General features: G+C 68.7%; 17 protein-coding genes. 3 read left to right on the top strand and 14 right to left on the bottom strand.

Annotation, left to right across the window (positions count from 1 at the left end; all coding sequences use genetic code 11):
- Positions 1-437 precede the first annotated feature (437 nt).
- On the top strand, positions 438-1868 hold the full coding sequence (locus OG878_RS02145; RefSeq protein WP_328885139.1) for a non-reducing end alpha-L-arabinofuranosidase family hydrolase: 1431 nt from the start codon (positions 438-440) through the stop codon (positions 1866-1868).
- A 278-nt stretch (positions 1869-2146) separates the two neighbouring features.
- On the opposite strand, the gene OG878_RS02140 is transcribed toward OG878_RS02145, so the two are convergent.
- The 7 genes from OG878_RS02140 to OG878_RS02110 all read right to left on the bottom strand — a co-directional run bounded on the left by OG878_RS02140 (position 2147) and on the right by OG878_RS02110 (position 8805).
- Entirely contained in the window at positions 2147-2479 is a 333-nt protein-coding gene (locus OG878_RS02140; protein ID WP_328885138.1) for a hypothetical protein, read from the bottom strand.
- The gene (locus OG878_RS02135; protein WP_328885137.1) at positions 2476-2712 is read right to left on the bottom strand and encodes a hypothetical protein; all 237 of its coding nucleotides are present in this window, start codon (positions 2710-2712) and stop codon (positions 2476-2478) included. Before OG878_RS02135 ends, OG878_RS02140 begins: the two co-directional genes overlap by 4 nt.
- Before the next feature lie 168 nt (positions 2713-2880).
- The gene (gene yjfF / locus OG878_RS02130; RefSeq protein ID WP_328885136.1) at positions 2881-3903 is read right to left on the bottom strand and encodes a galactofuranose ABC transporter, permease protein YjfF; all 1023 of its coding nucleotides are present in this window, start codon (positions 3901-3903) and stop codon (positions 2881-2883) included.
- Entirely contained in the window at positions 3903-5012 is a 1110-nt protein-coding gene (locus OG878_RS02125) for an ABC transporter permease (protein WP_328885135.1), read from the bottom strand. Before OG878_RS02125 ends, yjfF begins: the two co-directional genes overlap by 1 nt.
- On the bottom strand, positions 5009-6547 hold the full coding sequence (locus OG878_RS02120) for a sugar ABC transporter ATP-binding protein (protein WP_328885134.1): 1539 nt from the start codon (positions 6545-6547) through the stop codon (positions 5009-5011). Before OG878_RS02120 ends, OG878_RS02125 begins: the two co-directional genes overlap by 4 nt.
- A 95-nt stretch (positions 6548-6642) precedes the next feature.
- Positions 6643-7650: an ABC transporter substrate-binding protein gene (locus tag OG878_RS02115; protein WP_328885133.1), complete on the bottom strand. Its 1008-nt coding sequence runs from the start codon at positions 7648-7650 to the stop codon at positions 6643-6645.
- 138 nt (positions 7651-7788) lie between these two features.
- Complete coding sequence (locus tag OG878_RS02110) at positions 7789-8805, bottom strand: LacI family DNA-binding transcriptional regulator (RefSeq protein ID WP_443049221.1); 1017 nt, start codon at positions 8803-8805, stop codon at positions 7789-7791.
- 784 nt (positions 8806-9589) lie between these two features.
- On the opposite strand from OG878_RS02110, the gene OG878_RS02105 reads away from it, so the two are divergent.
- Positions 9590-9832, top strand: a complete 243-nt coding sequence (locus OG878_RS02105; protein ID WP_328885131.1) for a hypothetical protein — start codon at positions 9590-9592, stop codon at positions 9830-9832.
- A 356-nt stretch (positions 9833-10188) separates the two neighbouring features.
- On the top strand, positions 10189-10428 hold the full coding sequence (locus OG878_RS02100; protein ID WP_443049046.1) for a hypothetical protein: 240 nt from the start codon (positions 10189-10191) through the stop codon (positions 10426-10428).
- 160 nt (positions 10429-10588) lie between these two features.
- Here the strand turns inward: OG878_RS02100 and exaC are convergent, their stop codons facing one another.
- From exaC to OG878_RS02065, 7 genes are all read right to left on the bottom strand, one after another.
- Positions 10589-12112 (bottom strand): acetaldehyde dehydrogenase ExaC, encoded by a 1524-nt coding sequence (gene exaC, locus OG878_RS02095; protein WP_328885130.1) that lies wholly within the window; start codon positions 12110-12112, stop codon positions 10589-10591.
- 234 nt (positions 12113-12346) lie between these two features.
- Complete coding sequence (locus OG878_RS02090; RefSeq protein WP_328885129.1) at positions 12347-13597, bottom strand: GAF domain-containing protein; 1251 nt, start codon at positions 13595-13597, stop codon at positions 12347-12349.
- A gap of 79 nt (positions 13598-13676) precedes the next feature.
- Complete coding sequence (locus tag OG878_RS02085) at positions 13677-14294, bottom strand: N-acetylmuramoyl-L-alanine amidase (protein WP_328885128.1); 618 nt, start codon at positions 14292-14294, stop codon at positions 13677-13679.
- Positions 14295-14325: 31 nt separating this feature from the next.
- A complete protein-coding gene (locus tag OG878_RS02080) occupies positions 14326-15342 on the bottom strand; it encodes an acetamidase/formamidase family protein (protein ID WP_328885127.1) in 1017 nt (338 codons plus the stop codon).
- Complete coding sequence (locus OG878_RS02075; protein ID WP_328885126.1) at positions 15339-16826, bottom strand: APC family permease; 1488 nt, start codon at positions 16824-16826, stop codon at positions 15339-15341. The genes OG878_RS02080 and OG878_RS02075 overlap by 4 nt, the downstream gene beginning before the upstream one ends.
- 258 nt (positions 16827-17084) lie before the next feature.
- Positions 17085-18434 (bottom strand): SWF or SNF family helicase, encoded by a 1350-nt coding sequence (locus tag OG878_RS02070; protein ID WP_328885125.1) that lies wholly within the window; start codon positions 18432-18434, stop codon positions 17085-17087.
- Entirely contained in the window at positions 18431-21331 is a 2901-nt protein-coding gene (locus OG878_RS02065; protein ID WP_328885124.1) for a DEAD/DEAH box helicase, read from the bottom strand. Before OG878_RS02065 ends, OG878_RS02070 begins: the two co-directional genes overlap by 4 nt.
- Positions 21332-21572 lie beyond the last annotated feature (241 nt).

Genomic DNA, 21572 nt, shown 5'->3' with positions numbered 1-21572 from the left:
ACAAAGCCGGTGACAGCTCCATCCGTCCACCCGGCTCGGTGATGCTCGATGCCCTCTTCAGGTGGGGCAACGGAATGTCGTTGAGCCGTTCGATTCCTCAGCTCCGTCTCGCTCAAGGAGCGCCATGAACAATCCAATCCGCCCCGTCCCGCGCGGGCTCCGGTCTCGATCAGAGCTCGAACGGCTCGCGGAGTATGTGGCGGTCACCGTGCGGCGGGCTTGCATCACGACGATCAACGTCCGACACAGGCCGGTGTGTTTCGCAGCAGCCCGAAGAAGCCGGGCGCCACCGGTCTTTCAGAAGTTCTCGCAAGATCGGGAAACCACAAGGGGTCAGCCCGGGCCCACGGGCCGCTACGAACCGCACCAAATCGACAGTCCGGACAGCCTCTGACGGGGCCAACCGGAACCGCTTAGTCAAGGATGAGGAAGTCCCCATGCGCAGAGGAAGTTTCAGCCGCAGGCATCTTTCTGTGGTGCTCGCCGCCGCGGTTGCGGCCCTGGTCGCGTTAGCGGCGATGCTCGTCGCCGGCCCGGCTCAGGCGGCCACCAGCGGCGCCTTGCGCGGTGTTGGTTCCGGCCGGTGTCTCGATGTGCCGAACGCCAGCCAGACCGACGGCACGTACCTGCAGATCTGGGACTGCTCGGCCGGGACCAACCAGCAGTGGACGTCGACGGACAGCAACCAGCTGACCGTGTACGGCAACAAGTGCCTGGATGTTCCGGGCCACGCCACCGCGGCCGGCACCCGGGTGCAGATCTGGACCTGTTCCGGCGGTGCGAACCAGCAGTGGCGGGTGAACGCCGACGGCACGGTCGTCGGCGTGGAGTCCGGGCTGTGCCTGGAGGTTACGGGCGCCGGTACGGCCAACGGCACGGCGGTGGAGATCTGGACGTGCAACGGCGGCAGCAACCAGAAGTGGACCGGCCTGTCCGGGACGTCGACGCCGCCGGCGGGCGGCACGTGTTCTCTTCCGTCGACGTACCGGTGGACGTCGACGGGCGCCTTGGCGCAGCCGGCGAACGGGTGGGTATCGCTGAAGGACTTCACCAACGTGGTGTACAACGGCAAGCACCTGGTCTACGCGTCGAACGTGTCGGGTTCGTCGTACGGCTCGATGATGTTTGGTCCCTTCACGAGCTGGTCGGACATGGCGTCGGCCGGCCAGACCGGGATGAGCCAGGCCGCGGTGGCGCCCACGCTGTTCTACTTCGCGCCCAAGAACATCTGGGTGCTGGCGTACCAATGGGGTGCGTCGGCCTTCGTCTACCGCACGTCGAGCGACCCCACCAACGCCAACGGCTGGTCCTCGCCGCAGCCGCTGTTCACCGGTAGCATCTCCGGCTCCAGCACCGGCCCGATCGACCAGACCCTGATCGCTGACGGCCAGAACATGTACCTGTTCTTCGCCGGTGACAACGGCAAAATCTACCGGGCGAGTATGCCGATCGGAAACTTCCCGGGCAGCTTCGGCTCGTCGTACACGACGGTCATGAGCGACTCGACGAACAACCTGTTCGAGGCGCCGCAGGTCTACAAGGTTCAGGGACAGAACCAGTACCTCATGATCGTTGAAGCGATAGGTTCGAATGGGCGCTACTTCCGCTCGTTCACGGCCTCCAGCCTGAGCGGTTCGTGGACCCCGCAGGCCAGCAGCGAAAGCAACCCCTTCGCGGGCAAGGCCAACAGCGGTGCCACCTGGACCAACGACATCAGCCACGGTGACCTGGTCCGCAACGACCCCGACCAGACCATGACCATCGACCCCTGCAACCTGCAGTTCCTCTACCAGGGCAAGTCCCCCACCGCGGGCGGCAGCTACGACCAACTGCCGTGGCGACCGGGCGTCCTCACCCTGCAGCGCTAACCTGCCTGATCCACAGCGATCGCGATATGGTGCGGTTTGCTGGCGCGTAGACGAGCGGTTTACGACGTGGGCAACTCCACCTGCTGACCGATACTCACCGCCTCGAGGAACCCCAGCCGTGCGTCGGCTGGGGTTCCTCTCTTTCGTGGACTTTCATCGTGGGTACGGACCGAAGCACCATGACGCCACCGGGGATACCACCCTCGTCGTTCAGCGGCCCTTTGGAGACGACGTAGCGGTGCGGGATGCGGGCCAGCGCGCAGCGATGGCCCTGCGCATCAACTCCACGTCGGCGGAGGCGAGCGAGCCGAGGCGAAGTAGATTAGCGCGCTCCGTCCGCACGTCCCACGAGACTGTCCGCGGGTCGGCCAGTTCGACGGGCAGGGCGAACTCCTCGTCGGTCTCCCGGACGGGGAGTCCAGCCGGTGCCAACGCCGGCCCAGTGGGCGGGCCTTGGCGTAGTCGGCCATCTCCGGGTAGAGGTACAGGTTCACGGCGCCCTCGTAGATGAACTCCAGGTCGCGCAGCGGCCGTGGGCTCTGCTCCATCACCCAGGTTTTGAAGGCGTTCCAGACGTCAGCGTCGTTGGTCGTGTGCTTCGCGACGGTCACGGGACGCCGGTGGCGGCCTTGAAGCGGGCGGGTAGGTCCTCGGGCATGTAGCCGTCCCAGTTCGAGACGGTGAGTCGCTGCCTGCTCACGTCCGCCCTGGCGTCGAGTGAGGCGGGGGCTGCGGAGGCGCCTCCTCCGGGCTCGGTGTCGCCGCCGCACGCGGTGAGCGTGAGGACGGCCGCTGCCGCGGCCAGGGGGAGCGTGACGGAATCTCGGTACGCGTAACACGCCACTCCCTTGTGGTGAAGACCAGCGGCCGGATCGGAGTCTCACGCTGTTGACGTGTACCGGGTAAAGCGACAGGCCCAGAACAACTCCCGCTCTGCGCACGGGAGTTCCTGCCAACGACCCGCCCAAATATACTGGAGTGGGCAGCGGCGGCCGTGGGACGACCTGACCGGTCAGGTTTTCTTGCGTGCCGTCATCGCGCGTTGGATCAGGATGAACGCGCACAGCAGCACACCGGTGGCGATCTTCGTCCACCATGAGCTGAGCGTGCCCTCGAACTGGATGATGGTCTTGATCAGGCCCAGGACGAGCACACCGAAGACGGTGCCCAGCACATAGCCGGAGCCGCCCGTCAGCAGGGTGCCGCCGATCACGACGGCGGCGATCGCGTCGAGTTCCATGCCTGTGGCATGCAACGGGTCACCGGACTGGATGTACAGGGTGAACAGCAGCCCGGCCAGCGCCGAGCAGAAGCCACTCGCGGTGTACACGGCGATCTTCGTGCCGCCCTGCGGGAGACCCATCAGCATGGCCGACTGCTCGTTGCCTCCGATGGCGTACACCCGGCGCCCGAAGCGTGTGTAGTGCAGGACGTAGAACGCCACGGCGAGGACGACCAGCGCGACGATCGCGCCGATCGACAGGAAGCCCATCCCCAGCGACACCTGCGCTTGGGCCATGCTGGTCACCGAGGAGTCGCCGATGGAGATCGACTCTTTGCTGATGACCAGGCACAGGCCGCGGAAGAGGAAGAGGCCGGCGAGGGTCACGATGAAGGGCTGGATCTCGAAGTTGTGGATCACATAGCCCATCAGGAAACCGCCGAGGGCGCCCACGGCCAGCGCCATGGGGATCACGGCCAGGAGCGGCAGCCCCTGACGCTCCACCAACCACGCCGTGAACATCGTCGTAAACCCGATCATCGAACCAACGGACAGGTCGATGCCGCCGGACAGGATGACGAAGGTGACACCGACGGCGGCGACCAGCAGATAGCCGTTGTCGATGAACAGGTTCATGAAGACCTGTGGTTCGGCGAACCCGTAGTTCTGGTACCGGCTCAGGCTCGCGATGTACATCACGAGGAAGAGCAGGGCCGTCGCCAGGACGGGCATGCGCCGGTCGCCGAGCAGACGCACGGCCTTGGACGTGGTACGGCTGTTCGGGGCTGAGTGGCTTTGGGTGGTCGCGCTCATCACGACACCTCCATCTTGGGAGCGGCCTCGGTCGCCGCGGCGGTGTCCGCCGGGGCCGCGGCCGGCTTGGCGTTTCCCTTCGCACCGGACCTGGCGCCGAATTTGGCACCGAAGACCTTGGCGCGGAATTTCGGGGACTGCAACAGACAGACGACGATGACGACGGCGGCCTTGAAGACCAGGTTGGTCTGGGTCGGCACGCCAATGGTGTAGATCGTGGTGGTCAGGGTCTGGATGACGAGGGCGCCGACGACCGTGCCACCGATGGAGAACCGGCCGCCAAGGAGTGACGTGCCGCCGATCACCACGGCGAGGATCGCGTCGAGTTCGATCCACAGGCCGGCGTTGTTGCCGTCCGCGGCCGAGGTGTTGGAGCTGATCATCAGGCCCGCGATGCCCGCGCACAGCGCGCAGAACGCGTACACCATGATCTTGATGCGCCGGGACCTGATGCCCACGAGGCGGCTGGCCTCGGCGTTGCCTCCGACCGACTCGACCAGCAGCCCGAGCGCCGTGCGGCGGGTCAGCGCCGTGGTGACGGCCACGACCACCGCCACCACGAAGATGGAGAAGGGCAGTGCCAGCCAGTAGCCGCCGCCGATCAGCTTGTACGGCTCGCTGTTGATGGTGATGATCTGGCCGTTGGTGATCAGCTGGGCCACGCCGCGTCCGGCGACCATGATGATCAACGTGGCGATGATCGGCTGGATGCCCATCCTGGCGACCAGGAAGCCGTTCCACAGGCCGCAGACGACCGCGGCCAGCAGGCCCAGGCCCATGGCGAGCAGCACCCCGGAAAGGGCGCTTTGGTCGGCCTGGTCGCTGATGTACGAGCAGGCCAGTGCTCCGGTGATGGCGACCACGGCGCCGACGGAGAGGTCGATGCCGCCGGTGGCGATGACCAGGGTCATGCCGACCGCCACCAGGATGAGGGGTGAGCCGAACAGCACGATCGAGACGAGGCTGCCGTAGAGGTGGCCGTCCGTCATCCGCACGGAGAAGAAGTCGGGGGTGAAGGGAACGTTGACGAGCAGCAGGAAGACAAGGACCGTTACCGGCCAGAGCAGGTGGTGGTGGGTCAGCGCTCGCCATCGGGAGGAGGTGGTCACTGATTCTCTCCGCTCGCGATGGTCTCCAGGATCCGGCCCGTGGTGATCTCGGGCCCGTTGGCGAACTGCGCCACCAGCCGACGGTCGCGCAGCACTCCGATGGTGTGACTGAGCCGGAGTACTTCCTCAAGCTCGGCCGCGATGTACAGCACGGACATGCCGTCCTCGGAGAGTGAGACGACGAGCTTCTGGATCTCCGCCTTCGCGCCGATGTCGATGCCGCGCGTCGGCTCGTCCAGGATCAGCAGCTTCGGCTGGGTGATCAGCCAGCGGGCCAGCAGCACCTTCTGCTGGTTGCCGCCGCTGAGCTGGCCGACCGTGGCCTCGGGGTTGGCGGGGCGGATGTCCAGCGCCTTGATGTACTTGGCGACGAGTTCGTCGCGCTGGGAGACCGGGATGGGCCGGGTCCAGCCACGCGAGGCCTGCAGGGCCAGGATGATGTTCTCCCGCACCGTCAGATCGGGCACCAGGCCCTCGCTCTTGCGGTTCTCGGAGCAGAACGCGACACCGGCGCCGATCGCGTCGTTCGGGGCGCTCATCGAGACCTGCTTGCCGCCGATGGACACCTTGCCGCTGTCCGGCTGATCGGCGCCGAAGAGCAGCCGGGCGAGTTCGGTCCGGCCCGATCCGAGCAGGCCTGCGAGCCCGATCACCTCGCCCTTCTTGATCTCCAGGTCGAAGGGGGCGATGCCGCCGATCCTGCCGAGGCCGTCCGCCTGGAGCAGCGTCTCGCCGACGTCGGAGTGCAACTGGTGGTCGTGGAGCTCCTCCAGTTGGTTCAGAGCCTTGCCGAGCATGAGCTGTACGAGCCCGACCTGATCGAGGTCGCGCACCATGTGCTCACCGACGAGGTTGCCGTTGCGCAGTACGGTCATCCGGTCGCAGATCTCGTAGACCTGGTCGAGGAAGTGCGAGACGAACAGGATCGCAACGCCCTCATCCTTCAACCTCCGCATCAGGGCGAACAGTTCGTGGACTTCGTCTCGGTCGAGGCTGGAGGTCGGCTCGTCGAGGATCAGCACCTTGGTGCCCGATCCCTCTCCGTCGCTGTCGCCAGTGCCCACCGACCGTACGATCGCGACCAGTTGCTGCACGGCCAGCGGGTACGAGGACAGGGGGGCGGTGACGTCGATGTCGAGGCCGAGTCGGTCCACCAGCTCTGCCGCATCCTGACGCAGTCGCTTCCACTGGATGCGGCCCCTGCGGGTCGGTTCGCGCCCGATAAAGATGTTCTCCGCGACCGACAGGTTCGGGCAGAGGTTGACCTCCTGGTAGACCGTGCTGATGCCGGCGTGCTGGGCCTGCAGCGGGCTGCCGAACCGCACGGACCTGCCGTCCAGCGTGATCGTGCCGCCGTCCAGGGAGTGGACCCCCGTCAACACCTTGATGAGGGTGGACTTGCCCGCGCCGTTCTCGCCTATCAGGGCGTGGATCTCGCCGGGGAAGAGCCGGAAGTCGACGTCCGACAGAGCCCGTACCCCCGGAAACTCTTTGACTATGCCCGTCATATCCAGGACGGGCCGCGGCTCTGCCATGGCAGCGCTCCTTGTGAGATTGGTTCAGGCCTGTAGGGAGCCCCGGGACCGATGGCTCGGTCGGCCGCGGGCTCCCTGCCGGTGGGCGCGGTCGGTCAGTACTTGCGGTTTGGGAGCGCGGCCTTGGCCTGGTCCTGCATGAAGTCGCTCTCCTCGGTCTTGATCCAGCGCTCGACCGTCTTGCCGTCCTTGACCTTCTTCACGATGTCCATCAGCTGGGGACCGAGCAGCGGGTTGCACTCGACAATGGCGTTGATCTTGCCATCGGACATGGCCACGAAGCCGTCCTTCACGCCGTCGATCGAGACGATCAGGATGTCCTTGCCGGGCTTCTTGCCGGCGGCCTCGATGGACTGGATGGCGCCGATGGCCATGTCGTCGTTGTGCGCGAAGAGCACGTTGATGTCCGGGTTGGACTGCAGGAAGGCCGCCATGACCTGCTTGCCCCCGGCGCGTGTGAAATCACCGGTCTGGCTGACGACGATTTTCCAGTCGTCCTTGTGCTCCGCCTCCATGACCTCCTTGAAGCCCTTGGCGCGCTCGATCGCCGGGGCAGCGCCCGTGGTGCCCTCCAGTTGCGCGATCTTCACGGCGCCCTTGTGGCCGGCCTTCTCGAGGACCTTCTCGAGGATCTTGGCCGCGCGCCTGCCCTCGTCCGTGAAGTCCGAGCCGACCAGCGTGACGTACAGGGAGTCGTCGGAGGTCTCGACAGAGCGGTCGGTGAGGACGACCGGGATGTTCTTGGCCTTGGCCTCCTTCAGCACAGCGTCCCAGCCGGTGACGACCACCGGCGAGAAGGCTATGACGTCCACCTTCTGGGCGATGAAGCTACGGATCGCGGAGATCTGGTTCTCCTGCTTCTGCTGGGCGTCGGAGAACTTGAGGGTGTAGCCCGCCTCCTTGGCCGCTTCCTTGACCGAGTCGGTGTTGGCGGTGCGCCAGCCGCTCTCCGAGCCGACCTGGGAGAAGCCCAGGCTGATCGCCTTGCTGCCGCCCCCGGAGGAGGAGCTGTTGGAGCCGCTGTCCTCCTTGGCGCAGGCCGCCAGGCCGCCCGCGGCCGCCACACCGACCGCCGCAGTGAGGAAGTTCCGTCTGTTGAGCATGTTCTTCTCCTTTGAAGGGTCGGCCCGGGGAAGGACCCGCTGGTACTCGACGGACCGGCCGCACTGCGTCCAGCCTGTCGATCATTGTTCGATATATCGAACGCGCCGATGGGCGGACTACAGCCGGTTGGTGCCGGGTTAGTCGGGAGCGCCCCTCGATTGCGGGGTGTATGGGAATGTACTGGCGCGGACGACGAATTGGGGTTCGATGGAGATCCGGGGTGCCCCGGCGGGTGCCCGGCCCTCAATGAGATCCAGGAGCAGGGCGATGCTGCGCTTGCCGACGGTCGCGAAGTCCTGCCGGACCGTGGTGAGCGGCGGGGCGAAGAACTCCGCTTCCGGGATGTCGTCGAAGCCGACCACGGCGACGTCCTGGGGAGTTCGCACGCCCGCCTCCCGCAGGGCGCGCAACACCCCCAGTGCCATCTGGTCGTTGGCGACGAAGACCGCCGTCAGTCCCCGGCCCACCAAGCCGGCCAGTTCCTGGCCGGCGCGGTAGCCGGAGAGCGGACTCCAGTCACCGTGCAGCACTAACGGCGGCTCGATGCCCGCTGCTTCGAGGGTCGCCCGCCAGCCGGCCGCCCGGTCGGCGGACTCCTGCCAGTCCTCGGGTCCGGCGAGGTGCCAGACGTTGCGGTGGCCGGCCGCCAGCAGATGACCGGTTGCGAGCGTCGCGCCCTTGTGGTGGTCCACGGTGACGCACGGTGTGTCCACTCCGGGGCCGCACCCGACGGTGACCACCGGGAACGGCTGACGCAGTCCGGAGAGGGCGTCTACCGCCGACCGCTGTGGGGCGATGGCGACCACCCCCTCAACGCCGCCCTCGCTGAGGTGGTCCAGGGCCTCGAAGAGTGTCTGGACGGTCAGTTTGCGCAGGCTGACCGTGGAGACCAGATATCCCCGGGCGCGGGCCGCCTCCTCGAGCGCGAAGAGGGTACTGGCCGGGCCGTAGAGGGTGGTGTCGGAGGCGACGACGCCCAGGGTGCGGGTGCGCCGGGTGGCCAGGGCCCGTGCGGAGTGGTTGCGACGGTAGCCCATCTCCTCGATCACGCGCAGTACTTTGGCCCGGGTCTCGTCCCGCACGTTGGGGTGGTCCAACAGGACGCGGGACACGGTCTGGTGCGACACACCCACCTGGCGGGCGACGTCGGCCATGGTGGGCGGCCGGAGCTGCGCCGGTACCACGGCCGCACCTTCTTGGCGGTCGTCTGCCGATAAGACCTGTGTCGTGGGCGGCTGCCTCCGCGTGTCCGGGTTCACGACCATCCCCGCGGTGGCCGGTTCGCCCGGCGGCTCCGTAATTCGGCCAGGCGTTCGGCCGCTCATGGCACCGGCCGAGGAGATGGGGCGGGGTCCTGCGGACACGACGGTCACACCTCCTCGGATGTCACTGGCACCGCCGACTCGGGACTAGCTGAATACGGACGTCATTGTGAGCGCTAACAATTCATGGCGGTCAAGAGGCCTGCGGCGGGAAGTCGTCACGTTTGCGTAACGCGAGGGCGTGAGTCGGGGGCCGGTGCGCGGCGGCGTGCCCCTATCGGCGCAAAGACCCCGGTCTAACGGGGTTGACGGCCCTGCAGGACGGCCCTATTTTCAGAACCGAAACTTCGAACCGTGCGCGAAATAGCGGATGTTGACGCCCGCAAGAACGTCGGCTGGAAGCCCCCTGTCGAGGCACTTGCCGAGCACCTATGCTCACTGACAAGCAGTGTTGCAACGACCCCTTGAACCCGGGCTTGCTGCCGCGGCCTGAGTGGAAGATCACGCCCTTGGCATCGCTTCCGCGGGTGGCGACGGCCATGTGCAGGGCGGCGACGACCAGTTCGGCGTCGTGACGTTCGGACGGGGTGCCCGGCCCTCTGGTTACCCACGAACGCGGCCAGGGTCGCGGGATCGGACTCGGTCACTTCATCCAGAGGAGCCGGTCGTCGCCATCGTGCTGTTGATCAACGCGATCATCAGCGCCGTGCAGATCTTCCGCAGCGGCACGGAAGGTCAAAACACTCCCGGCGAGAACGCGTACAACGCCGAGAAGTCCGGCGCGGCCGCGAAGGCCAAGAACAAGGCCAAGAAGGCCCGTGAGACCAAGAAGGCCGACCTGCGGCAGATCGAGCCGAGCCACGTCGGCGAGATCCCCCGAGGACCGCGACGCCCAGTCGGAGCCGATCCAGGGCGGTGAGGCGGCATGAGTCCGCGCCGGCGTCAGGCCCGCGTCGGCCGGCCGAGAAACCTGCTCCAAGAGGAGAAGCTGATACCCCAGCACATCGAGTGGCTGTCCCCGCTTCGGGCCCACCTCGACCGCCGGGCCGTCAAGAACGAGACCTTGGCCGTCGAGGCGTACATGGCGAAGTCCAAGGCCTCCATGATTCTCACGGGCAGCGTGGTGCCCACCATCCTGGACCTGGAGTTGATCCTTGCCGCTGCTGGCACGCCGCCGAAGGTAGCTTCCAGGATCATCCGCCTGTACAGGCAGATGACCGAACCGGACGCCCGGGTGGTGATTCCTGCGCAGTGGTCGGACAGAGAACCCATCGAATGTGCAGGGCCCTTGAGTTGGCGAAGCGCCCCTACGACCTGCGCCATGCAGGAATCTCGTTCTGGCTTGCAACCGGCGTCGACCCCGCAGAGTGTGCGCGCAGAGCCGGACAGAGCATCCAGGTCCTCTTTCGCTACTACGCGACGTTCCTGGCCGAGGCGCGGAACCACGCGAACAACCTGATAGGGCAATCGATGCGGTGGTGGGAGGAGCCGATGGACGAGACGGAGGGCGTTTGAGCGGGACCTTGGTCCGTGTATGGCCCGGAACAGCTGGTCAGAGGTGGGATAGCAGTGAGAAATATTGGGAGTGGGGGTGCATTTCGACTCACTGCTTAGATGAGTGCCTCGAAGGGCGCCTGACCCGTAAATTCCCTGGTCAGGCGCCCTTTTTCTGCGTCTAGAAGAAGCCCAACTTCTTCGGCGAATACGACACCAGCAGATTCTTCGTCTGCTGGTAGTGCTCCAGCATCATCTTGTGGTTCTCCCTGCCGATCCCGGACTGCTTGTAGCCACCGAAGGCGGCATGCGCGGGGTAGGCGTGGTAGCAGTTCGTCCAGACCCGGCCCGCCTGGATCGCGCGACCCGCCCGGTAGGCGGTGTTGACGTCCCGGGTCCAGACACCTGCGCCGAGCCCGTAGAGGGTGTCGTTCGCCGTCTTGATCGCGTCGTCGAAGTCCGAGAAGGACGTCACCGCGACGACCGGGCCGAAGATCTCCTCCTGGAAGACCCGCATCCGGTTGTCGCCCTCGAAGATGGTCGGCTGGACGTAGTAGCCGCCCGCCATCTCGCCGTCGTACTCGATCCTCTGACCACCTGTCAGGACCTTCGCGCCCTCCTGCTGGCCGATGTCCAGATACGAAAGGATCTTCTGCAGCTGGTCGTTGGAGGCCTGTGCGCCGATCATGGTGTCGGTGTCGAGCGGGTGGCCCGACACGATCTTTTCGGTGCGGGCGATGCCCGCTTCGAGGAACTCGCTGTAGTGGCCGCGCTGGATCAGCGCGCGCGACGGACAGGTGCACACCTCGCCCTGGTTGAGGGCGAACATCGTGAACCCTTCGAGCGCCTTGTCGCGGAAGTCGTCGTTCGCCGCCCAGACGTCGTCGAAGAAGATGTTCGGGGACTTGCCGCCCAGCTCCAGCGTCACCGGCTTGATGTTCTCGGAGGCGTACTGCATGATCAGCCGCCCGGTCGTGGTCTCACCGGTGAAGGCGATCTTCGCGACGCGCGGACTGGACGCGAGGGGCTTGCCGGCCTCCGTGCCGAAGCCGTTGACGATGTTGACGACACCCGGCGGCAGCAGATCGGCGACCAGCTTCAGCCACACATGGATGGAGGCCGGGGTCTGCTCGGCGGGCTTGAGGACCACCGCATTGCCTGCGGCGAGTGCCGGGGCCAGCTTCCAGGTCGCCATCAGGATCGGGAAGTTCCACGGGATGATCTGGGCCACGACGCCGAGCGGTTCGTGGAAGTGGTACGCGACCGTGTCGTCGTCGATCTCGCTGAGCGAACCCTCCTGGGCGCGCAGCGCACCCGCGAAGTACCGGAAGTGATCGATGGCCAGCGGCATGTCGGCGGCCAGGGTCTCCCGTACCGGCTTGCCGTTGTCCCAGCTCTCGGCGACCGCCAGCTCCTCCAGATGCTGCTCCATCCGGTCGGCGATCCGGTTGAGGACCGAGGCGCGCTCACCGGCTGCGGTGGCTCCCCAGGCGGGGGCGGCGGCATGGGCCGCGTCCAGGGCGCGTTCGACGTCCTCGGCGGTGCCGCGGGCGATCTCGGTGAAGGGGCGGCCGTTGACGGGGCTCGGGTTCTCGAAGTACTGGCCGAGGATCGGCGGGACATACGTGCCGCCGATCCAGTGGTCGTACCGCGACTCGTACGAGACGATGGCGTCCTCGGTGCCCGGCGCAGCGTAGCGGGTCATCTCTGTGGCCTCCCGGATCCGGTGCCGCCCGCCGTTGGACGGCCCTCGCCGGGAGGCTAGGCAGCGCAACGTTGCATTCCCGTTGCGTGCGGGGCGGTTCGACGCCGGGAACCAGGGCCTTTCGTTTGGATCAGGCTGGATCAGCGAGCGGGCCGCCGCGGAGCGGCTGATGTCACCGTGGTGCGTGCAGGTGCAAGGCGGAGGAAGGAGCCCACGCGGAGCGTATGGGGTCTCCTAGCGCTGTTCGGCGTCGAGTTCGCGGGTCCGGGCCAGCAGCGCCGGCCGTTGCCCGGGTGGCGCCGCTGCGGCTAGGGCCTGCCACACCGGGAGGTCGTCCTCGCCCCACGGGCTGTACGCCCAGTCCGCCAGCAGCCCCGGGTCGCCGCGCGCGATCAGCGAGGCCCGCAGCTGATCCTCGAGCCGGCGCCGCAGCCGTACGACGGCCGGTGCCTGGGAGCCGGGCAGCAGCGGGCCCGCGTAGGCGCTGAGCGCTGTGGCCACCGCACCGGACGCCAGTCTGCGCGCCACGGTGTCGAAGTCGGCGTCGACCGGGACGGCGAACCGGTACGGGCGGGAGAGAAGCAGTTCGGGGCCGAGGAGCCGGCGCAGCCGGGAGAGTTCGGCGCGCAGTGTCACGGGTGTCACCGACTCGTCCTCGTACAGCTCGACGAGAAGTCCGTCGCCGCCCAGTCCCTCCGGGTGGCGGGCCAGCGCCACCAGGATCTCGCTGTGCCGCCTGCTGAGCCGGATCTTGCGGCCGTCCGCCACCAGCAGCGCCTCGTCCGTGCCGAGGGCGTGGAGCTGTACGGACTCCTCGGAGGGCGGGGGAGCGAGCAGCGCGAGCTGGGACTCGGCAGCGCGCGCCACCGCCTGGACGAACGCAAGGCTGTGCGGATGTGCGAGCCGGTCGCCGCCGGTGATGTCGACGGCGCCCAGCACCCGCCCTGTACGCGGATCGTGCAGTGGCGCCGCGGCGCAGGTCCACTGCTGCACCGGTCGCAGGAAGTGTTCGGCTGCGAATACCTGGACCGGTCGGTCCACGGCGATCGATGTGCCCGGTGCGTTCGTCCCCGCCACGGATTCGGACCAGCGGGCGCCCTCCACGAAGTTCATCCGCCCCGCGCGCCGCAGTGTCGCCGGATGTCCCTCGACCCAGAGCAGTCTGCCGTGCGCATCGCACACCGCGAGGAGATGCTCGCCATCCGTGGCGTATGCACTCATCAGCTCCCGGATCACCGGCATGGCACGGGCGAGCGGATGTGCCTCCCGGTACGGCCCCAGTTCGTCCGCACCCAGTTCGACCCGGGCGGCGCCGTCCGGACTGACCCGGGCCCGCGCGGAGCGCCGCCACGACTCGCCGACCACGGAACGCACAGGTCGTTCCAGCCGTCCGTCCGTCGTGAACACTTCGTGTGCATGCCTCAGTTCGCCGAGCCGTGTGCCGGGGTCCGTGTCGGCGTCCAGCGCCACCCAGGGGTCCGTCAACTCACCCTCCCGTCCAGGAGCGTCGTGCCCCCATCGTCGTCGCAGTCGGGCTCTGCGACAACATGTGTGCGGAGAGTGGTCACTGCGGAGCGAGCGCGCCGGGTGAGCTGGTGCTGAAGAGGTTGACGAGGCGGATGTAGCGCACCCAGTCCCAGTTCGGACCGGGGTCGGTGTGGTCGGCGCCCGGAACCTGGGCGTGGCCGAGGATGTGCGCCCGGTCCTTGGGTATGCCGTAACGGTCACAGACCGACGCGGTCAGCAGCGCCGACTGTTCGTACAGGGCGTTGGTGAAGTAGGCCGGCTGGTCCACCCAGCCCTCGTGCTCGATGCCGATGCTGCGTGTGTTGTAGTCCCAATTGCCCGCGTGCCAGGCGATGTTCTGCTCCCGGACGCATTGCGCCACGTACCCGTCCGCCGAACGCACCACATAGTGGGCGGAGACCTGCTTCGCCGGATTCTGGAAGATCCCGATGGCGTCCGTGAACGTCTCCTGCGTGACGTGGATGATCACGTACTGCACCGGATACGCCGAAGGGCGTGTCGACGCCGTGTAGTTCGATGGGGAGGCGGGGCTCCAGTGCGCGAGCGGATAGTCGGTGGATCCCGCCGCCGCGGAGGCCGCGGCCCGGGTGGAGGCGGGCAGCAGAGCGGCGGCGGCCGTCGCCGCGGCGCCCTGGAGGATCCTTCTGCGGTGCATGAATGCTCCTGTGGGGGGAGGGCCTTCGGCTTCAGGAGGCGGGCAGCAGCGCGGCTGTCTCCCGCAGATGACGGTGCAGCCCACGGTGAGGTTCGCCGGTGGGCAGCCACTCCTTGCGGATCTTCGCCACGCAGGTGTAGTTGGTGTCGCAGACGTTGGCCAGAGGGGCCTCACCGGCCTGGCTGACCAGCTGGTACGCGTCGAGTTCGGAGAGTCCGTAGTCGCGCGCCAGCCACTGCACCAGGTCCAACTGCGAGATACGGAAGGCGTCTTCGAGGGGGCGGGCGGAACCGGTGGACATCAGATGGGTGTCGGACTCGATCCGCGGCCACGGCGTCGCGACCCCCTTCAGTAGCTCGACCAGCACCACCGTGTTCATCGCGCACTCCACCGCGACGCCGCAGGTCTCGCCCTCTCCCTGCCGGGCATGTCCGTCGCCCAGACTCAGCAGCGCACCCTCGACATTGACCCCCAGGTAGCAGGTGACCCCGGCCCGCATCTCCGGTGTGTCCATGTTCCCGCCGTGTGCGTCCGGTACCAGCGCGGAGCGCACCTCCAGGTTGGCCGGCGCCACCCCGACCGTCCCGTGCATCGGATCCATCGGCAACTCCACCTGGATGTCGCTGTCCCGGGCGCTGAAGAGACAGGTCCGGCGGGCCCGGTCCAGCTGCCACATCCACACGACTTCGGGCAGCGGCGCCTGCAGCGTGGCCGTCGTATGGGTGGAGGTGAGGGCGCCGAACAGCGGCACCGTCGTGGACGCCGCCCAGTCCCTGGCCGGTTCGATCGACACGAAGTGCACCGCGACGGTGTCGCCCGGCTCCGCCCCCACCACATGGAACGGACCGGTCTGCGGATTGAGGAACGGGAACTCGCAGACGGCGGAGACCAGGTCCTTCTCGGAGCGCACCCGGCCCGCGAAGCAGTCCTCGGTGTACACATCGAGGAAGGTGCCGGGTTCGATCCGGGCCACCGGCGCCGCACCGCCGAAGGTCCACGCGTACTCGCCCTCCTTGGGGCGAACCGTCAGGATCCGCGGGTCGCTCATCGCAGTTCTGCTCCTGTTTGCGTGTCGACGACGGCCTCCGGGGCCTCGTCCAGATGGATCCGGCCAGTCTGCGCCACCCGCTCCGGATGTCTGCGGACCAACACCACCAGCACGCCGATGCCGATCAGCATCCAGATGCCCACGACCGGGCCGGCGTACGAGACGGGGGCGCTGAGCTCCGAGACGAAGTCGAAGACCGGGATTCCGGCGGCCGTCAGCAGTGCCGGGACGAACGCCGCGATGCCCAGCACCGGGAAGAGGAGATGGAGGAAAGGGTTGAACGCATCGCGGCGGCGGCGCAGGAAGTATCCGGCGCAGGCCAGGTTGACGATGATGTACACACCGATGATCACGGTCACGATGACGGTGGCCAGCAGCACGAACGCGGTCACCGGGTCATAACCGAAGCCGAGCCCCAACGCCGCGCCGACCGCGATCACGAACTGCACGACCACCCCGGTGACGGGGGAACGGCGGCGCGGATGCAGCCGGGCGAAGGCCTGAGGGAATACACCGATGCGGCCGAGAGCGAAGGCCGTGCGGGTCGACACGTTCGCGCACGCGTTGGCGTTGGCCACGGTCGAGTTGACGACCGCAAGGAACACCAGCACCCAGAACAGCCCGAACGAGGCGCGGGCCACACCTTCCCAGGACGCTGCTCCCGAAGCGCCGAATCCGGCGAACTTGTCCGGCCCGAAGTACACGGACATGGCATAGGTGGTGAGGACGTACACCAGGCCGATGGACAGAGCGGCACCGAGCACCGCCCGCCGCATCGTGCGCCGCGGGTCCTTCGTCTCCTCGGCGAGCGGCGCCGCCGCCTCGAAGCCCGCGAACGCCAGCACGGTGTAGACGGAGCCCGCGAAGATTCCGCTGATGCCGTCGAAGCCGTCCGCGGTGTGCGATGCGCCGAACACCGACAGGGTGTTGTCCGAGCCGGCCTGCCCGATCAGCATCACCGCGAAGACGACGAAGACCAGCACCTCGAAAATGCCGAGCACGGTGCCGAACCGGGCGGATGCCCGTACCCCGAAGTAGCCGGCCAGCGCGATGACGACCGCACCGAGCAGCGACCACGGCCACCACAGGTCCGCCGGGTAGGACGACCATTCCTGATGCAGGGTGCCCGCCGTCGTGAAGCCCAGCTGGAGCAGCAGCAGCGCGGGTACCAGCGCCTCGACGAAGACATAGCCCCAGCCCACGAGGAAGCCAATGGCCGGGTGCAGTCCCTGCGCGGAGTACGTGGCGACCGAACCGGCCGCCGGCAGATGGCGGGCCAGCTCCGCGACGCACGACGCGGTGAACAGACAGGCCACCAGCGCCACCAGCACGGACAGCGGCAGACTGCCGCCGGCGAATGCCGCCCCGGACGGGATCGACGCGGCGATGGCGGCGGCGGGCGCCATCGCCGTGATGCTCTGGAAAAGCACGTCGCGCAGCCCGATGGCATCGCGCAGCAGAGTGGTACCCGATTCCCCCGACACAGCGTGACTCCCTCTTGTCCGTTGACCGGAATGCGTTGTCCGATGTACGGCCGAGCCTTTCGCGCGCCCCACCGTACGGCCGCGACGCGTGCTGCGGAAGACGGTCTGCGTCCAAAATTCGTTTGGTAGCAAGGGAGTTGGGTGATGGAGTGCGGGGGAGGAGATCGGCCGCACAGTGCGCGGAGGGTCCGGCAGGGTCAGTGAGTATCGACACCGCCGGCTACCGGCCGGGCGTTCGCGTCGAACTCCGCGCCGGGGCTACCCGTCGCCCGAGGCCCCCGCCAGCGCCGCCGCCGGGTCGTCGTCCGCCGGGCCTGCCGGAATCCAGCGGCCGCGCTCCTTGCGGTACGGCCACCAGCGTCCGTCCCGCCCGTATCGCAGTTGCGCGCTGCCATCCGTCACGGTCCACCGGTTGTGCACCGTCCGCAGCTGCGGACGCTCGGCGTCCTCCCACGCCCCGGCGAGCCGGGCGCGGGCCCGGGCGAGGGACTCCGGATCCGGCGCCCATTCCTCGTCGAGGACGGTCAGCGCCGCAGCCCCGCCGTAACCCCAGGCCCGTACCGCCGCGTCGAGTTCGGCCCGCTGCCGCCCTGATCCGGTGGCCAGCCGTGCCACGATCCAGGGCTCGGGCCGGGCGTCGGCAGCCAGGCGTACGGCATCCTGCTCCGGCGTCAGCCCGGCCGGCACCGGCTGCTGAGCATGGTCCGGCGACAGGGCGTCCGCCAGCATCCGGTGGGCCCGTACGGCACTGTCCGTCGCCAGCGCCTCCAGGGCCGCCGGGTCGAGGCCGCGCTCCGGCTCCGTCTCCGTCGCCAGCGACGGAGGAGGGCCGGGCTCGACGGGCAGTGGCGGGGGCGCGGGCAGCGGAGGCAGGATGTCCCGCCCGGCGAACGCCTCGTCCGCGGGGACACCGCGCGCAGGCCGCTCCGCCGCGGCGGAGGACTCCGCAGGTTCCCGTTCCGCGGCCCGGGCGGTGAGCCGCGCCTGGAGGCCGTCGACGACCTGCCGCTCGCCGCGGCCCCTCATCAGCAGCAGGACGAACGGGTCCTGGTCCAGCAGCCGGGCCACCTGATAGCAGAGGGCGGCCGAGTGCGGACAGTGGTCCCACGCCTCACAGGTGCACTCCGGATCCAGATCGCCGATCCCGGGGAGCAGATCCACCCCGGCCGCCGCCGCGTCCTCCACCAGGTGCGGTGGCATCTCCCGGTCGAGGAGCGCCGCGATGTGCCCGGCCCGGTCCACTGCCATGTCCAGGAAGCGGCCCCATTTCTCCTCGCTCAACTCCTGGAGCAGCACGTCACTGCGGTACGGCGTCGAGTCCGGGTCCCGGACGACGGCGGTGATCCGCCCCGGGCGTACGGACACTGCACCGACCCTTCCCTCGCGGGCGAACCGGCGGCCCCTCTTGACCTGTTCGCCGTCGAGCGCGGTGTCCTCGAGGGCCTTGAGCCAGGCCCGGCCCCACCAGGTCTCGGCGAAGCCGCGGCCGGGCGCGGGCGACAGAGCGGCGAAGGTGCGCTCCGGCGCCGGGGCCGCTTCCCCGTCGGCGCTGCCATCGGGTTCCTCCCGGTCGATCTCGTATGCGTCGTTCGCGAATCCGTCGCTCATCGCGCGCCCCCTCGCAGTTCCACCAGGTCAGCCAGTTCCGCATCGGTCAGCTCGGTCAGTGCCGCCTCACCGGAACCCAGCACCGCATCCGCAAGGCCCTGCTTGCGGGCCAGCATGTCCGCGATCCGGTCCTCGATCGTCCCCTCGGCGATCAGCCGGTGCACCTGCACCGGCTGGGTCTGTCCGATGCGGTACGCCCGGTCGGTGGCCTGGGCCTCCACCGCCGGGTTCCACCAGCGGTCGAAGTGCACCACGTGGCCCGCCCGGGTGAGGTTGAGCCCCGTACCCGCGGCCTTGAGCGACAGCAGGAAGACCGGGGTCGCACCCTCCTGGAACCGGTCCACCATGGCCTCGCGCTCGGCGATCGGCGTACCGCCGTGCAGGAACTGGGTGCGCACCCCGCGGGCCGCCAGATGCTGTTCGAGCAGTCGTGCCATCTGCACGTACTGGGTGAAGACGAGCATGCTCGCGTCCTCCGCGAGAATCGTGTCGAGCAGTTCGTCGAGGAGCTCCACCTTCCCTGAACGGTCGGCGATCCGCGGCCGCTCCTCCTTGAGGTACTGCGCCGGGTGGTTGCAGATCTGCTTGAGCTCGGTCAGCAGCTTCATCACCAGCCCGCGCCGGGCGAACCCGTCGGAGCCGGAGATCTCGGCCAGGGTCTCCCGTACCACCGCCTCGTACAGACCGGCCTGTTCCGCCGTCAGCGAGACCGCTCGGTCCGTCTCCGTCTTGGGCGGCAGCTCGGGGGCGATACCCGGATCGGACTTGCGCCGCCGCAGCAGGAACGGCCGCACCAGGGCGGCGAGCCGTTCGGCCGCCGCCGGGTCGCTGCCGCCCTCCACGGCGCGTGCGTACCGGGTACGGAACGTACTGAGCCGGCCCAGCAGTCCGGGCGTCGTCCAGTCGAGGATCGCCCACAGCTCGGACAGGTTGTTCTCCACGGGGGTGCCGGTGAGTGCCACCCGCGCCCGCGCGCCGATCGACCGCAGCTGCTTCGCGGTTGCCGAGTGCGGGTTCTTGACGTGCTGCGCCTCGTCCGCGACCACCATGGACCAGTCGGCCCCGGCGAGCCCCACGGCGTCGAGCCGCATCGTGCCGTACGTCGTGAGGACGAACTCCCCGTCCACCAGGCCCTCCAGGCTCCGGGACGCGCCATGGAAGCGGCGCACGGGCGTCCCGGGGGCGAACTTCTCGATCTCCCGCTGCCAGTTGCCCATCAACGAGGCCGGGCAGACCACCAGCGTCGGTCCGGCCGCCCCTTCGACATTCTGCCGGTGCAGATGCAGCGCGATGAGGGTGATGGTCTTGCCCAGGCCCATGTCGTCGGCGAGACAGCCGCCGAGGCCGAGCGAGGTCATGGTGTGCAGCCAGTCCAGACCGCGTAGCTGATAGTCCCGCAGCGTCGCGGCGAGTGCGGCGGGCTGACCGACCGTCTGCTGCCCACCGGACTCCGGATCTGCGACGCGCGCCCGCAGCTGCTCCAGCCAGCCCGTCGCCTGTACGTCGATCCGGCGGCCGTCGACCTCCGTGGAACCCGTCAGTACGGCCCCGAGCGCATCGATCGGCGTGAGCTTGCGGTCCTGCGTCCGGCGGGCGCGGCGCGCATCCTCCGGGTCGATGAGCACCCACTGGTTGCGCAGCCGCACGACCGGCCTGCCGGCCTCGGCCAGCCGGTCCAGCTCAGCTCGGCTGAGCTTCTGGTCGCCGAGCGCGAACCTCCAGTCGAACGCGACGAGCGCGTCGGCCGACAGGAACGACGGGGCATCCGACGCGGACCGTCCGTTCCGGTCACTTCCGTGGCCGTGGTCCTCGTCCTCGTCGTCCGGTGGGCCGATCACCGCACGCGCGGTGAGGGTGCGGGCGAGCTCCCTGGGCCAGTGGACCTGGACTCCGGTGGCGGCCAGCGCCCGGGCGGCGGAGCCGAGCAGTTCGGCGATCTCCTCGTCGGCGGGCTCGATGGAGTCCGGTACCGCGGCCGACAGCAGCGGAGCCAGCGGCGGCCAGGCGCGGGCGGCCCGGCGCAGGGCGAGGAGAGCGTCCATCCGCGCCCTGGGGCCGAACCCCGCCGTGGCCGGCGCGGTGCCCGCCCAGACGTCGGCGGCGTCGGCGACCAGCGTCGGGTCACCGATGCTGTGGATCTGCAGGACCGCGCGGAAGGAGGGCCCGGCGTCCTGCCCGGTCTCTTCGTGAACAGGGGTCAGACCGGAGGCCTCGACGCGCAGCGAGAGCCGCACGCCCGCATCGTGCCCGGCCGCGACATCGGCGGCCCAGGCCCGCCGCTCTGGCAGATGCTGCGGAGTGTCGACGGCGAAGGCGGGACTGCCGGTGGCGAACACCGCGGCCGGCGTACGCGGCAGACCGTCGGCCACCGCGTCCAGGAAGGCGCGCAACAGCTGCTCGGGCTCCGGCAGCAGCAGGGGCCACGCACCGTCGGCCCCGTCCAGCGGCACGGCGTGGGCCGTGGGCGGCATGGAGGCTGCGAGGTCACGCATGCGGTCGAGATCGGCGGCGGTCAGCGGACCGGCCCGCCAGGTGTCGTGGTCCGTGGGGCTCAGGCCCGGCAGCAACAGGCCGCGGGCGGCGAGTTGCAGGGCGAGGAGGGCGGCCGCACCCCAGAACGCGGCCGACGGCGAGGCCTGTGCCGACGCCCGCGCGCGGGTCAGCACCGGCAGCGCCTCGCGCACCGGCACCAGCAGCGCGGCCACACCGTACGGGCGGGCGTCGGTACCGACGACGGTCAGTTCCTCCACGGTCCCCGGACCATCGGGCGGGCTGCTGCCGTCCGGATTCCAGAAGGCGACGAGGCCGGTGCGGGAAGGATCGGCGGGCAGGAAGACGACGGAGCAACGGGAGAGCGCGGAGATCTCGGCGAGGGTCGCCGAAGGGAGCCTGTGCACAGCGATGTCGAATTCCTCAAATTTGACTAGTGGGGGCCCAAGGCCGCCGAGGGTACTCCATCGCAGACGCCGACCGAGAACGCCCCGGACGTGACCCAGCTCACTTCGATGACGTGTGGGGGCTGCCCGGTGCAGCCAGCACCCCTGTCCCAGGAGGGGGCTACCCCCCGAAACCCCGGGTGGTGGCGCCATGGTTGCCGCATGACCCGTGCCCGTACGTTTCAACAGGTCAGAGCAGCTC

Origin of the sequence: Streptomyces sp. NBC_00316 (genome assembly GCF_036158715.1) — a bacterium.
Taxonomy (GTDB): Bacteria; Actinomycetota; Actinomycetes; order Streptomycetales; family Streptomycetaceae; genus Streptomyces.
Note: the sequence above shows the minus strand (reverse complement) of the source record. Positions and strands in the feature narration are given on the sequence as shown.